This window comes from Mesorhizobium sp. M7A.F.Ca.US.010.02.1.1 (assembly GCF_004023085.1).
Lineage (GTDB): Bacteria > Pseudomonadota > Alphaproteobacteria > Rhizobiales > Rhizobiaceae > Mesorhizobium.
Genome location: NZ_RZRV01000006.1, coordinates 209,801 through 223,824, shown reverse-complemented (window position 1 = coordinate 223,824; position 14,024 = coordinate 209,801). Strand labels below are relative to the sequence as shown.

The following is a 14,024-nucleotide window of genomic DNA, read 5'->3' as shown; positions in this document are numbered from 1 at the left end:
TGATTGCCGCGCGCGAGAAAGAGCGGGGGTCACACCAACTCCACTTCGACCACGCCCGGCACCGCGCGCATCGCCGAGGCGATCTGCGGCGAAATCCGGTAGCGGTTCGGCAGCTCGATCTCGATTTCCCCCTCGCCCTCTTCCTTGATCAGCACGAAGCTGACCTGGCCTTCGCCCCTGACGGTCAGTTGGCCGGCCAGCGTGTTGATCGGCGAGGCGTTGCGCACGAAGATGCGAAGTGCCTTCTGGATACGGCTTGCCTCGTCCTCCAGCGACTGCACTGAGTTGATGCGCAGATTGACGCCTTCCGGCCTGTCCTCGGCGGCAACGGTGATGACCACGGAGCGGCCGGCCTCGAGCAGATCGCGATATTGCGCCAGTCCTTCGGAAAACAGCACGGCTTCGTACTGGCCGGATGTGTCAGAAAAGGCGATAACGCCCATCTTGTTGCCGGTGCGCGTCTTGCGCTCCTGCTTGGACGTCACCGTGCCGGCCAGACGGCCGGCGGCGGCACCGCGTTTGACGGCCGCCGAAAACTCGGCCCACGTCTGAACCCGCATCTTCTGCAGGGCCGCCTTGTACTCGTCGAGCGGGTGCGCCGAGAGATAGAAGCCGACCACCTGGAATTCACGGTGCAGCCGATCGGCGGCGAGCCACGGCTCTGTCGCCGGCAGATTGAGTGCCTGCGACTGGGCGCCGAGCGAAGCGCCGAAGATGTCGTGCTGGCCGGAAACCGCATTCTGCTGCGCCAGCGACGCCAGTCCCATCATGCGCTCCACGCCCGCCATCATCGACGCGCGGTCGTGGCCGAAGCAATCGAGCGCACCGGCCATGATCAGGCTTTCGAAGACGCGCTTGCCGACAATCTTGGGATCGACCCGCTCGCAGAAATCAGCAAGGTTCTTGAACGGCTTTTCCCCACGTTGGGCAACGATGTGTTCGACCGCCGCGTCGCCGACGCCTTTGAGCGCCGCCAGCGAATAGTAGATGCGGTTCTCACCGACCTCGAAGGGGCGAAAGCTCGATGTCACCGACGGCGCCAGAACCTCTATGCCGAGGCGTAGCGCGTCCTGGCGGAAATCGGCGAGCTTGTCGGTGTTGCCCATGTCGAGCGTCATCGACGCCGCCAGGAACTCGACCGGATAATGCGCCTTGAGATAGGCGGTCTGGTATGAAACCACCGCGTAGGCGGCGGCATGCGATTTGTTGAAACCATAGTCGGCGAACTTGGCCAGCAGGTCGAAAATGAAGTCGGCTTGCGGCTTGCCGACGCCACGCTCGACAGCGCCGGAGACGAAGCGCTCGCGCTGCTTGTCCATCTCGGCGCGGATCTTCTTGCCCATGGCGCGGCGCAGCAGATCGGCTTCGCCGAGCGAGTAGCCGGACAGCTCCTGCGCGATCTGCATCACCTGTTCCTGGTAGACGATGACGCCTTGCGTCTCCTTCACCAGATGGTCGATCTTGGGATGGATCGACGCCATCTCCTCTTCGCCATGCTTGCGGGCGTTGTAGGTCGGAATGTTCTCCATCGGACCGGGGCGGTAAAGCGCCACCAGCGCAATGATGTCCTCGATGCAGTCGGGCCGCATGCCGATCAACGCCTTGCGCATGCCGGCGCTTTCCACCTGGAACACGCCGACCACTTCACCGCGCGACAGCATGGCGTAGGTGTCGGGATCGTCGAGCGGGATCGTCGCCAGGTCGATCTCGATGCCGCGCCGGCGGATCAGCTTCACCGCCGTCTCCAGCACAGTCAGCGTCTTCAGGCCGAGGAAGTCGAACTTCACCAGTCCGGCCTGCTCGACATATTTCATGTTGAACTGGGTGACCGGCATGTCCGAGCGCGGATCGCGGTACATCGGCACCAGTTCCGACAGCGGCCGGTCGCCGATGACGATGCCGGCGGCGTGCGTCGAGGCATGGCGGTAAAGGCCTTCCAGCTTCTGCGCCATATCGAGCAGCGTCTGGACGATCGGCTCCCTCTCGGCCTCTTCGGCAAAGCGCGGCTCGTTGGCGATGGCGTCAGCGAGCTTGACCGGATTGGCCGGGTTCTGCGGCACCATCTTGGACAGCTTGTCGACCTGGCCATAGGGCATCTGCAGCACACGGCCGACGTCGCGCAGCACGGCGCGAGCCTGCAGCGTACCGAAGGTGATGATCTGGCCGACCTGGTCGCGGCCGTATTTCTGCTGGACGTAGCGGATGACCTCCTCGCGGCGATCCTGGCAGAAGTCGATGTCGAAGTCGGGCATCGACACGCGGTCGGGATTGAGGAAGCGCTCGAACAGCAGCGAGAAGCGCAGCGGATCGATGTCGGTGATGGTCGTCGAATAGGCGACCAACGAGCCTGCGCCCGAACCGCGGCCCGGCCCGACCGGAATGCCTTGCGCCTTGGCCCATTTGATGAAGTCGGCAACGATCAGGAAGTAGCCGGGAAACTTCATCTTGGTGATAATGCCAAGCTCGAAGTTCAACCGCTCGCGGTATTGCTCGACCGTATAGCCGGCGGTTGGGCCATGCATGGCGAGGCGCGCGTCGAGCCCCTCATGCGCCTGGCGGGCCAGTTCGTCGGCTTCCGCCTGCACGGCGGCGTCATTGTCGGCGACATCGCCGCCGGTGAAGCGCGGCAGGATCGGATTGCGGTTCTTCGGATAGTAGGAGCAGCGCAGCGCGATCTCGACAGTGTTGTCGATCGCCTCCGGCAGATCGGCAAACAGCCTCGCCATATCGGCCTGGCTGCGCAGGAAATTGTCCGGCGACAGCCGGCGACGATTGTCGGCGGCGACCACCGATCCCTCGGCGATGGCGATCAGCGCGTCATGTGCGTCATAGTCGTCACGAGAGGAAAAGAACGCCTCGTTGGTGGCGACCAGGGGCAGTTCATGGGCATACGCCAGATCGATCGAGGATTTTTCGATCACGCGGTCATAACCGGAAACCCGGTCCAACTCGACATAGAGCCGGTCGCCGAACATCTCCTTGAGGGTCAAAAGCCGGGCTTCGGCCAGGTCGCGGCGATCTTCCTTGAGCGCGGTGCCGATCGGTCCGCGCGGCCCACCGCTGAGGCAGATCAATCCGTCACAATAGCCGTCCATCATTTCGGTGGTCAGGTGCACGGCTTCGCCCGGCGGCGTTTCGAGGTAGACGCGGCTAACCAGCCTGACCAGATTGGAATAGCCGGCTTCGGTCGCGGCGAGCAGGACCACCGGCCGCATATCCGGGCCCTGCCGCCTGCGGTCGCGCTGGCCATCGCTGTTTTCGCCGGAAAAGGCGAGCGCCGTCTGACAGCCGATGATCGGCTGGATGCCGTCCTTCACCGCCTTCTGCGCGAATTCCAGTGCGCCGAACAGATTGTTGGTGTCGGTGACGGCGATGGCCGGGGCTTCGTCCTTGACCGCGTGAGCCACCACCTTGCCGATCTGCAAGGCGCCTTCCAGCAGCGAATAAGCCGAATGCACGCGCAGATGGACGAAGGGCCGCGCCGGCGCCTCCGGCCGCGCAGCCGCGATCGCTGCTTCGCGCTTCAGGGGATCGCGGGGAAGTTTTTCGTCGGCCATGATGCTGCTTGAAGATCCTGAGTCGATGGAGATGTATTGTCCGGGACCGGGCGATGCCAGTCCAGCACAAACCGCTGCTGATCACAGGCTGCCTGCCCGGCTAGCCCTAAGCAAACTCCATGATCACCGCATCCACCGCCAGGCTGTCGCCTGGCTTGGCGTTGAGTTTCGACACGACAAGGTCGCGTTCGGCGCGCAGCACGTTTTCCATCTTCATCGCTTCGACCACCGCCAAGGTCTCGCCGGCCTTGACCTCCTGGCCTTCGGCAACGGCAATTGACACGACAAGGCCAGGCATCGGGCAAAGCAGCAGGTTCGACGTGTCCGGCGCCACCTTTTCGGGCATCAGCCTTTCCAGCTCGGCGGTGCGCGGCAGCATGGCGCGCGCGGTCACCGACATGCCTTTCCAGGCTATGCGAAAGCCGTTGGCAACCGGCCTGACCTGAGCCGTAACCTTGCGCTTGCCGACCGTGCCGCGCCAGACCAGGTCGCCCGGCCGCCAGTCGGATGCAACGGTCAACGCCCTGCCGCCCTCGATCGACAGATCGATTTCCATCGGAATGGAAATCATGCCCTCGATGATCGACGCCGACAGATAGTCATCGCCGATCTTTACCACCCAGTCGCGCTTCAGAGCTCCCGAATGCGGCGCCAGCCGCCCGCCCAACCGGTCGAGCCGGTCACGGCGCAGCAGTTCCACCGCGGTCGCGATCGACGCCAGCACCGCCTTCTCGTCGTCGTTCGGCACGACCGGCGCGAAGCCGTCGGGATATTCCTCCGATATGAAAGCGGTCGATATCCGCCCTTCCCGCCAACGCGGATGCTGCATCAAGGCGGCCAGCAACGGAATGTTGTGCTCGATACCATCGACGACGAAGCTGTCGAGCGCTTCCGACATGGCATCGATGGCCTCCAGACGCGTCGGCGCCCAGGTGCACAGCTTGGCGAGCATCGGATCGTAGAACATCGAGATTTCGGAGCCTTCGGTGACGCCGGTGTCGTTGCGGATGACGACATCGCCGAATTGTCCTTCCTCAGGCGGCCGGTAGCGCGTCAGTCGGCCGATCGAAGGCAGGAAGTTGCGGTAAGGGTCTTCGGCATAGAGCCGGCTTTCCACCGCCCAGCCGTTCAGCTTGATGTCGCTTTGCTTCAGGCCAAGCTTTTCGCCGGCGGCGACGCGGATCATCTGCTCGACCAGATCGATGCCGGTGACGAGCTCCGTCACCGGATGCTCGACCTGCAATCGTGTATTCATTTCAAGGAAATAGAAGTTCTTGTCCTTGTCGACGATGAATTCGACCGTGCCGGCGCTCTGGTAATCGACAGCCCTGGCCAGCGCCACCGACTGCTCGCCCATGGCCTTGCGTGTCGCGGCGTCCAGGAATGGCGATGGCGCCTCTTCGGCGACCTTCTGATTGCGTCGCTGGATCGAGCATTCGCGCTCGCCGAGATAGAGCGCGTTGCCATGCGCGTCGGCCAGCACCTGGATTTCGATGTGGCGCGGATCGACGATGAATTTCTCGATGAAGAGACGATCGTCGCCGAACGAGCTCTTGGCTTCCGAGCGCGCGCGGTCGAAGCCGTCGCGCACTTCGGCCTCGCTCCAGGCGATGCGCATGCCCTTGCCGCCGCCGCCGGCCGAAGCCTTGATCATCACGGGATAGCCGATTTCGCCGGCGATCTTTTCGGCATGGTCGGCATTCTCGATGACGCCGAGCCAGCCGGGCACGGTGGAAACCTTGGCGGCGTTGGCAAACTTCTTCGATTCGATCTTGTCGCCCATCGCCTTGATGGCTTTGGGCTTCGGGCCGATGAAAATGATGCCTTCCGCTTCCAGCGCTTCGCAGAAGGCCGCCCGCTCGGACAGGAACCCGTAGCCGGGATGCACGGCCTGAGCCCCCGTTTCCTTGCAGGCGGCGATGATCTTTTCCGGGACGAGATAGCTCAGCGCGGCTGGCGAAGGCCCGATATGCACCGCCTCGTCGGCCATCTCGACATGCACGGCATCGCGATCGGCATCGGAATAGACGGCAACCGTGGCGATACCCATCTTGCGCGCCGTCTTGATGACGCGGCAGGCAATTTCGCCGCGATTGGCGATCAGGATTTTCGTGAACATGCGAAATGTCATCCCCTCGGGTCGGCCGTTCCTTTTATGGCCTGTGCTTGCAGGGTCAAGCCGACCATGCAATTCACTGCCTTTCAATCGACTTGCGATTCCAATTCACCGCTGTGGACCAGTCCTGGCACCAGGTTCCGGTTGATCGTGTCGATAAAACCTGAAACCTTGGAAAAAAATTCGCATTGGAGGAACTGCCCCATGAAAACCCGCGCCGCTGTCGCTGTCGCCGCCGGAAAGCCGCTGGAGATCATGGAGGTCGATCTCGACGGCCCACGCGAGGGCGAGGTGCTGGTCGAGATCAAGGCGACCGGCATCTGCCACACCGACGAATTCACGCTGTCTGGCGCCGATCCGGAAGGCCTGTTTCCAGCCATCCTCGGCCATGAGGGCGCCGGCGTCGTCGTCGATGTCGGCAAGGGTGTCACCTCGCTCAAGAAGGGCGACCATGTCATCCCGCTCTACACGCCCGAATGCCGCCAGTGCCATTCCTGCCTGTCGCGAAAGACCAATCTGTGCACGGCCATCCGCACCACCCAGGGCCAGGGCCTGATGCCGGATGGTTCATCGCGCTTCTCGATCGGCAAGGACAAGATCTTTCACTATATGGGCTGCTCGACTTTCTCCAACTTCACCGTGCTGCCCGAGATCGCGCTGGCCAAGGTCAACCCCGACGCGCCCTTCGACAAGATCTGCTACATCGGCTGCGGCGTCACCACCGGCATCGGCGCTGTGATCAACACTGCCAAGGTCGAGATCGGCGCCACCGCGGTCGTCTTCGGCCTCGGCGGCATCGGCCTCAACGTCATCCAGGGCCTGAAACTTGCCGGCGCCGACATGATCATCGGCGTCGATTTGAACAACGACAAGAAGGAGTGGGGCGAGCGGTTCGGCATGACGCATTTCGTCAATCCGAAGGAAATCGACGGCGATGTCGTGCCCTACCTCGTCAACATGACCAAGCGTGGCGCCGACCAGATCGGCGGCGCCGACTACACATTCGACTGCACCGGCAGCACCAAGGTGATGCGCCAGGCGCTGGAAGCCTCGCATCGCGGCTGGGGCAAGTCGGTCGTCATCGGCGTCGCCGGTGCCGGCCAGGAGATTTCGACAAGGCCGTTCCAACTGGTCACCGGCCGCACCTGGATGGGAACCGCCTTCGGCGGCGCGCGCGGCCGCACCGACGTGCCCAAGATCGTCGACTGGTACATGGACGGCAAGATCCAGATCGACCCGATGATCACCCACACGCTGAAGCTCGAGGACATCAACAAGGGGTTCGACCTGATGCATGAGGGCAAATCGATCAGAAGCGTCGTCGTTTACTGAGGAAGACCACAAACCGCCGACCAACGGCCAGCGACCCCTGTGGTTCACAACTGGGAGGAGAAAAGAATGGCGGAGAAACTGCATCCGAAAATCGACAATGGCTTGCCGAAGGAAAGCGCAAGCTTTGCCGGCGGCACGCTGGTCTGCGCCTGCACCAGCAAGCCGGTGAAGGTGAAGGTCAAAGGCCAGATCGCCCACAATCACGCCTGCGGCTGCACCAAATGCTGGAAGCCGGAAGGCGCGGTGTTCTCAGTCGTTGCCGTGGCCGGCACCGGCGACGTCACCGTCACCGAAAACGGCGACAAGCTGAAGGTGGTCGACCCCTCAGCGCTGATCCAGCGCCATGCCTGCACCGGCTGCGGTGTCCACATGCACGGGCCGGTCGAGCGCGACCATCCGTTCAAGGGCCTGTCCTTCATCCATCCCGAACGCTTCGAAGAGGACGGTTGGTCGCCGCCGGGCTTTACCGCCTTTGTCTCATCGATCATCGAGTCCGGTGTCGATCCGAAGGGGATGGACGGCATCCGTTCGCAGCTGAAGACAATCGGGCTGGAGCCCTATGACTGCCTCAACCCCGGCCTGATGGATTACATCGCCACCTGGACGGCGAAGAAGTCCGGAGCGCTGCCGGCCTGAACGATTGCGGGCTGGACCTTCCTGGTCCGGCCCGCACCAGCCGTTCGAAAGCTTGCAAAGGCATGGTCATAATCCGCATCAAATTTCGCGACGGGCAAGCGTCAGGTATCCACCGCATTCGCAATTTCGGCGAAGACCTCTGGCGAACATTTCGCGACAACAAACGCGTCAGCATCGACCTCGGCGAAATCGATAGATGCATTGACGAGATCACATTCAGCGCCCGAGGCCCGTATGTGAAGAGAGCGGTGAAAGAAGCCGAAATGCTGATGCGCGAACATATGGTCGACAAGGAAGCCGAGATCGTGGTCGAAGACGGCACCACCCAAGCATGAGCGAACTCCCCGCCATTCTCGTCGATGCAGACGCCTGCCCGGTCAAGGCCGAGGTCGAAAAAGTGGCCGACCGGCATGGCGTCGTTGTCACCTACGTCTCCAATGGCGGCCTGCGGCCATCGCGCGATCCGATGATCCGCAATGTCGTGGTCTCCAAGGGCGCTGATGCCGCCGACGACTGGATCGTCGACAATGCACGCACCAACGACATTGTGATCACCGCGGACATTCCGCTGGCCGCCCGCGCGGTGGCGCTCGGCGCCCATGTGCTTGGGCCAACGGGGCGCCCCTTCACTCCGGAAACGATCGGCATGGCGATGGCGATGCGTGACCTGAAGCAGCATCTGCGCGAGACCGGCGAAAGCAAGGGCTACAATGCCAGCTTCGCGCCACAAGACCGGTCGCGGTTTCTGGGCGAACTCGACCGCATCTTGCGGCGGGCGCTCAAATCCGCCACACCAGACTAGAAACCGAGCGCCATCCAAGGTTGGAACCGACATGGCTGCCGAAACCCCGGTGAAGTCTCCCATTCAGCGCCACATGCTGTTCGCTGTGTCGGCCTGCGTTGGCGTTTTTGCGCTTCTCGTGGCGTTGCTGCTGCACGCCCCGCTTGCCTATTCGATCGGCGCCAACGCGTTCTTTGCCGCCTATGTCATTCTCGTCGTCGCCCAGATGCCGAAGTTCACCGGCAGGTATCTGAGCAGGAATGCGCGTGCCACGGACCAGCCTGTGCTGGTCATCTTCGCTGTGACGCTTGTCGTCGTCGGCGTTGCCGTTATCTCATTGTTCCTGCTGATCAATCAGAAGGACAGAAGCCATCCCGTCGAGCTCACCTTCGCGCTGCTGTCGATCCCGCTCGGCTGGTTCACCATTCATGCCATGGCAGCGCTCCATTATGCCCATGTCTACTGGATGGACGGCGATGCGGTGGATGCCGAGACCAGGAAGAAAATCCCTGTCGGCGGACTGCTGTTTGCGGGCGACAAACGGCCGGAGGGCTGGGACTTCCTGTACTTCTCGACGGTGATCGGCATGACGGCACAGACCGCCGATACCAACATCTCGACAACGCATATGCGTCGTGTCGTGCTTGTCCATTCGATCCTGTCGTTTTTCTTCAACACGGTCATCGTCGCCGCCGCCGTCAATCTCGCCGTCAGCTTGGGCGGTCCGTAATAAATCCGTGATCGGATGAAACATCGGTTTGGATCGCGACGTATCAGGAGGACAATGAACGCGCAGGCCATGCCGCGAGGCCGGGAGACGAAACACGATGGAATCCGTTGCCAGAAGCCAATCCGCCGCCGATCGAGGCGCTTCTGCGTCGAACGACAAAACGCTGATTTACCGGCAGTCGCGCTGGACGCGGCTGACGCATTGGCTATGGGCTATCTCTTTGTTCTTCATGCTGCTGTCAGGCCTGCAGATCTTCAATGCCCGTCCGCAGCTCTATATCGGCAAAGAATCGGGCTTCGAATACAACAACACCATCTTCGCCATCGGCGCTGAGAATTCCGACGCGGGTCCGCGCGGCTACACGGAAATCTTCGGCAAGCGCTTCGACACGACTGGCGTGCTCGGCTGGTCGGGTCCGGCCGGCCAGGAGACGTCCCGCGCCTTTCCGTCCTGGGCGACCATCCCGTCCTACTATGATCTCGGCACCGCGCGCGTCATCCATTTCTTCTTTGCCTGGATACTCACCACGACGTTGATCGTCTGGTTTGTCGCCAGCACCGTGAACGGCCATCTGCGGCGCGATCTCGCGCCACGCCTCGACGATTTGAAGCGATTGCCGCAAGACATCGTCGACCATGCCAAGCTCAAATTCCACCACACGCGCGAATACAACACGCTGCAGAAGATGGCCTATGGCGGCGTGCTGTTCGTGCTGTTGCCGCTGATGATCATCACCGGTCTGGCGATGTCGCCGAGCATGAATTCGGTGCTGCCGTTCCTCAACGATCTGCTCGGTGGCCGGCAGACGGCACGCACCATCCATTTCACCGTCATGGTGCTATTGGTCGCCTTCTTCGTCGTCCATATCCTGATGATCCTGGCCGCCGGCCCGATCAACGAACTGCGCTCGATCATCACCGGCTGGTATCGGACAGATCCTCCCGCACAGGACGATACAGCCGAGAGGAGTGCCTGACATGGCAAAATTCCAGATCAGCCGCCGCAAATTCCTGACTGGTGCCAGCCTTGGCGTCTCCGGCATCATGCTGTCGGGCTGCGACGCCTTCGACAGTCAGCTAGGTGTTGGCAGCGGCCTGCGAAGTTTCCTCGAAAACGCCAATGGCCTGACCTATCGCGCACAGCGGCTGCTTGCCGGAAGTGACGCGCTGGCCCCGGAATTCACCGAGGCCGACATCCGCCAGCCGCAGCGGCCGAATGGTGTGACGGCTCCCGATGACGATGTCTACAAGGGCTTGCTCGCCAACAACTTCGCCGACTGGCGACTGGAGGTTTCAGGCCTTGTCGAGAAGCCGCTGTCGCTCAGCCGCGAGCAACTCCAGAATATGCCGAGCCGCACCCAGATCACGCGCCATGACTGCGTCGAAGGCTGGAGCTGCATCGCCAAATGGACCGGCACGCCGCTGTCGCTGGTGCTGGACCAGGCGGTTGTCAAACCGCAGGCGCGCTACGTCATGTTCCATTGCCTCGACACGATCGACCGCAGCCTCTCCGGCGACATCAAATATTACGGCAGCATCGACCTGATCGATGCCCGTCACCCGCAGACGATCCTCGCCTATGGCCTGAACGGCAAGCCGCTGCCGGTCGAGAACGGCGCTCCGCTGCGGGTTCGCGTCGAACGCCAACTCGGCTACAAGATGCCGAAATATCTCTACAAGATCGAGCTGGTCGACGGCTTCGCCACTGTCGGCGGCGGTCGCGGCGGCTATTGGGAAGACAATGGTTATGACTGGTACGGCGGAATCTGAATCGCACACCGCAAACGCCGCGGCCCCAAAGATGGCCAACCTATAGCGAGCGGCGAAACAGTTCGCCCTTTCCGGCGATCTGCTCGCCAATGCCGCCGAGCCGCAGCATGTGCCAGGCAAGGGCGTGATTGCTCGAGGTTACCGGTTTCCCCAGTTCCTTCTCGACCTCCTCGATGATGCGGGCAACGCGCATGCTGGTGCAGGAAACGAACACCGCCTCACAGTCGCTCGACGCACCGATTTCCAAGATGGCCTGCTTGACCGATGCCGGCGTGATGCGTGCAACGACATTGTCGTCCGCCTCGTTGAAGGAGCCCATGACCGGAATATCCATCCCCCGCGCCATCAGCGATGCCCGCAGGGAATGATTGATTTTTGCCAAATAAGGGGTGAGCAACGCGATCCGCGAAACGCCCAGGGCTTTCAGCGCCGCCCGCGCCGCCGTCACCGGGTTGGTCACTTGCACGCCCGGCAGCACCTCGTGAACGCGTTCGGCGACCTTGTCCTCGCCGATAACCAGCGCTCCCGAAGTGCAGGCAAAGCCGATCACATCGAACTTGACGTCCGGCAAGAGCCCGACCGTTCCCGGGATGACGGCCGACATCTTCATCAGGTTTTCAGGCGTGATCTCGACATCGCTGTAGAGCCGCGCCTCGTACAGCGCGATGTCGCGCGCGGGCAGCGCATAGCGGAATTCATCCTCGATGGTCTGGTCGGTCCGAAGAACGAGCAGGCCGAGATTGGCGCGGGTGCCGATGCCGTCGTCGGTCGTGAAGGGAATGTGTTCCTTGTCGAGGACAAGCGTGTCGTCGGCGCGGCTAAGCGGGGCGTCCATGGCGCAGTCCCCTTCCTGATGCCAATCAGAATTGTCGACAATAGAAACGACAACTTTGCCAAACGTGTCAAGAGCTCCGTTCGAATTTTGGGAACCGAGAAATGCCGGGGTTTCGCCCTGTCTGACCGGTGAATCGATCGTCGACCCACGCGCCGTTGACAATGACCAGCGTCTTCCTATTGAATTGTCGACAATAGAAACGACAACCATTCGGGACAGCGATGCGCGTATTGATCTTGGGCGGCGGCGTTGTCGGGATCACCACGGCCTATCAGTTGCAAAAGGACGGCCACGCGGTCACCGTTCTCGAGCAGGCACCGCAGGTGGCCGAGGGCGCGAGCTGGGGAAATGCCGGTATGATCGCGCCCGGCCATTCCTTCGTCTGGTCATCGCCGGCCACGCCAAAAATCCTGCTGAAGTCGCTTTTCCTGAAGGACCAGGCGCTTCGCTTCAAACTTTCCGCCGACCCGCATCTCTACAGTTGGTCGCTGCGCTTCCTCATGCAATGCACGGCCGCCAAAGCACGTCGCAACACTCTGCTCAAACATCGGCTTGCGGTCCATTCCCAATCGGTCCTGCAGGCGGTCGTCAGGGAAGAGGCGATCCCGTACGACAGGACGTCGGACGGCATTCTTTATTTCCACCGCAGCCATCAGGCGCTCGACAAGGGCGTCGCCAACATGCGCCTGCTGGAAGCCGACGGCCAGGAGATCCGCATCGTAGACGCGCAGGAAATCGTTGACCGCGAGCCGGCGCTGGCTTCGTCGCGCGACAACATTGCCGGCGGCGTATTGTGTCCGACCGACGAAACCGGCGACGCCGCCAAGTTCACGCGCGCGCTGGCGGCCATCGTCGAAAATAGGGGCGGCAAGATCCTGACAGGGACCAGGATCGTGGGGATCGAACGCAGAAAGGAAACGATCACCAAGGTCGTCACCGACAAGGGAGAGTTTCTGGCCGACACCTACGTTCTGAGTCTCGGCGCCGAGAGCCCCGTCCTCGCCCGCAAGATCGGCCTTGGTCTGCCGATCTATCCGGTCAAGGGATATTCCATGACCATTCCCATCGTCGATCGGGCGCTGGCTCCAAAACTCCCTGTCATCGATGAGCACAACCTCGTCGCCATCACGCCGATGGGCGATCGCATCCGCGTGACCGCCACCGCGGAATTCGCAGGCTATGATCGCAGCCACAAGCCTTCGGATTTCGCCTTCATGAAGCGCGTCACGCAGGACTTGTTCCCGCGCGGCATCGCCTATGATCGCGCCGAGATGCGGGCCTGCCTGAGGCCCATGACGCCCGACAACCTGCCGATCCTCGGCCTGCGCGACATCCGAAACCTGTGGCTGAACACCGGGCACGGCCATATCGGCTGGACGATGGCGCATGGATCGGCCCGTATCATCGCCGATCTGATCGCCGGCCGGACCGCGCCGATCGCCCTCGACGGTATCCTTCCCACACAGGCGCGGTTCACCGAACCACGCGCCGCAAAGGCTTGACGAGGCCATGCCCCGACCCACCAGGCAAAGCAACCAGGACAACAGCGCGGCGTTGGCATCCAAGCCGATCAAGACCGGCCCGCGTGTCTATGAAGAAATCCGTGGCATGGCGATGGACTATCGCTTCAAGCCGAACGAGCGCATCAACGAAGTGGCGCTTGCCGCCAGGCTGAATGTCAGCCGCAGCCCGATCCGGGAGGCGCTCCAGCGGTTGGTCACAGAAGAACTCATCACTTTCCAGACCAATCGCGGCTTCTTTTGCCGGGGCTTCGATGTCGACGAGATCGTCAATCTTTCCGACGTGCGGGCGGTGCTCGAGGAGCGCTCCGTCAGGCTGGCGATCCAGCGCTCGACAGATGAGGAGCTTGCCGCGCTCGTCGACTGGTGGACGCTCACCATGGCGCGCGCCGACTCATTTTCCAGCACTGAGCTGACCGCCAGGGACGAGGAATTTCACATCCGCATCGCCAGGCTGTCAGGTAATTCCGAACTGGCGCGCATGCTCGAAGGCATCAACACGCGCATCCATTTCGTTCGCAAGATCGAAGTGGAGAAGCACCGGCGATTGTCGACGACCTACACCGAACACAGCGAAATCGCCCGGGCCATGGTAGCCCGCGATGCCAACAGGGCCGCAAGGCTCATGCACGACCACATCGCCATCAGCGTCGCCGATGCCATGTCGACCGTCAGGGAAGGCTTGGCAAGGATATACATCGACGTCGACCAGATCTAATCGGGCAACCCCGGCTTTGACCGAGGCAAC

The 14,024-nt window shown here is 62.2% G+C and carries 12 protein-coding genes; 9 read left to right on the top strand and 3 right to left on the bottom strand.

The features are described 5' to 3' along the window. Window positions 1-29: 29 nt before the first annotated feature. Window positions 30-3,557: a DNA polymerase III subunit alpha gene (gene dnaE, locus EOA19_RS09340; RefSeq protein ID WP_128303379.1), complete on the bottom strand. Its 3,528-nt coding sequence runs from the start codon at window positions 3,555-3,557 to the stop codon at window positions 30-32. A 106-nt stretch (window positions 3,558-3,663) separates the two neighbouring features. Further along, window positions 3,664-5,676, bottom strand: coding sequence for an acetyl/propionyl/methylcrotonyl-CoA carboxylase subunit alpha (locus EOA19_RS09335; RefSeq protein ID WP_128303378.1), 2,013 nt, complete (start codon window positions 5,674-5,676; stop codon window positions 3,664-3,666). Window positions 5,677-5,877: 201 nt separating this feature from the next. On the opposite strand from EOA19_RS09335, the gene EOA19_RS09330 reads away from it, so the two are divergent. The 7 genes from EOA19_RS09330 to EOA19_RS09300 all read left to right on the top strand — a co-directional run bounded on the left by EOA19_RS09330 (window position 5,878) and on the right by EOA19_RS09300 (window position 10,921). Further along, window positions 5,878-7,005, top strand: a complete 1,128-nt coding sequence (locus tag EOA19_RS09330; protein ID WP_128303377.1) for an S-(hydroxymethyl)glutathione dehydrogenase/class III alcohol dehydrogenase — start codon at window positions 5,878-5,880, stop codon at window positions 7,003-7,005. 66 nt (window positions 7,006-7,071) lie between these two features. Continuing rightward, window positions 7,072-7,641: an S-(hydroxymethyl)glutathione synthase gene (gene gfa / locus EOA19_RS09325; RefSeq protein ID WP_023810523.1), complete on the top strand. Its 570-nt coding sequence runs from the start codon at window positions 7,072-7,074 to the stop codon at window positions 7,639-7,641. Between the two features lie 62 nt (window positions 7,642-7,703). Next, window positions 7,704-7,976, top strand: coding sequence for a hypothetical protein (locus EOA19_RS09320; RefSeq protein WP_128303376.1), 273 nt, complete (start codon window positions 7,704-7,706; stop codon window positions 7,974-7,976). Then, on the top strand, window positions 7,973-8,443 hold the full coding sequence (locus EOA19_RS09315; RefSeq protein WP_023810521.1) for a YaiI/YqxD family protein: 471 nt from the start codon (window positions 7,973-7,975) through the stop codon (window positions 8,441-8,443). Before EOA19_RS09320 ends, EOA19_RS09315 begins: the two co-directional genes overlap by 4 nt. A gap of 31 nt (window positions 8,444-8,474) precedes the next feature. Beyond that, window positions 8,475-9,152, top strand: coding sequence for a DUF1345 domain-containing protein (locus tag EOA19_RS09310; protein ID WP_128303375.1), 678 nt, complete (start codon window positions 8,475-8,477; stop codon window positions 9,150-9,152). Window positions 9,153-9,249: 97 nt separating this feature from the next. Beyond that, a complete protein-coding gene (locus EOA19_RS09305) occupies window positions 9,250-10,128 on the top strand; it encodes a cytochrome b/b6 domain-containing protein (protein ID WP_128303374.1) in 879 nt (292 codons plus the stop codon). A 1-nt stretch (window position 10,129) separates the two neighbouring features. Beyond that, window positions 10,130-10,921: a molybdopterin-binding protein gene (locus EOA19_RS09300; protein ID WP_127270739.1), complete on the top strand. Its 792-nt coding sequence runs from the start codon at window positions 10,130-10,132 to the stop codon at window positions 10,919-10,921. A 40-nt stretch (window positions 10,922-10,961) separates the two neighbouring features. Here the strand turns inward: EOA19_RS09300 and EOA19_RS09295 are convergent, their stop codons facing one another. Continuing rightward, complete coding sequence (locus tag EOA19_RS09295; protein WP_128303373.1) at window positions 10,962-11,756, bottom strand: aspartate/glutamate racemase family protein; 795 nt, start codon at window positions 11,754-11,756, stop codon at window positions 10,962-10,964. Between the two features lie 221 nt (window positions 11,757-11,977). Here EOA19_RS09295 and EOA19_RS09290 point away from each other — a divergent pair, with 221 nt between their 5' ends. Continuing rightward, window positions 11,978-13,258: a D-amino acid dehydrogenase gene (locus EOA19_RS09290; protein WP_128303372.1), complete on the top strand. Its 1,281-nt coding sequence runs from the start codon at window positions 11,978-11,980 to the stop codon at window positions 13,256-13,258. A gap of 7 nt (window positions 13,259-13,265) precedes the next feature. After that, on the top strand, window positions 13,266-13,994 hold the full coding sequence (locus tag EOA19_RS09285; protein WP_128303371.1) for a GntR family transcriptional regulator: 729 nt from the start codon (window positions 13,266-13,268) through the stop codon (window positions 13,992-13,994). The last annotated feature ends 30 nt before the right edge of the window (window positions 13,995-14,024 follow it).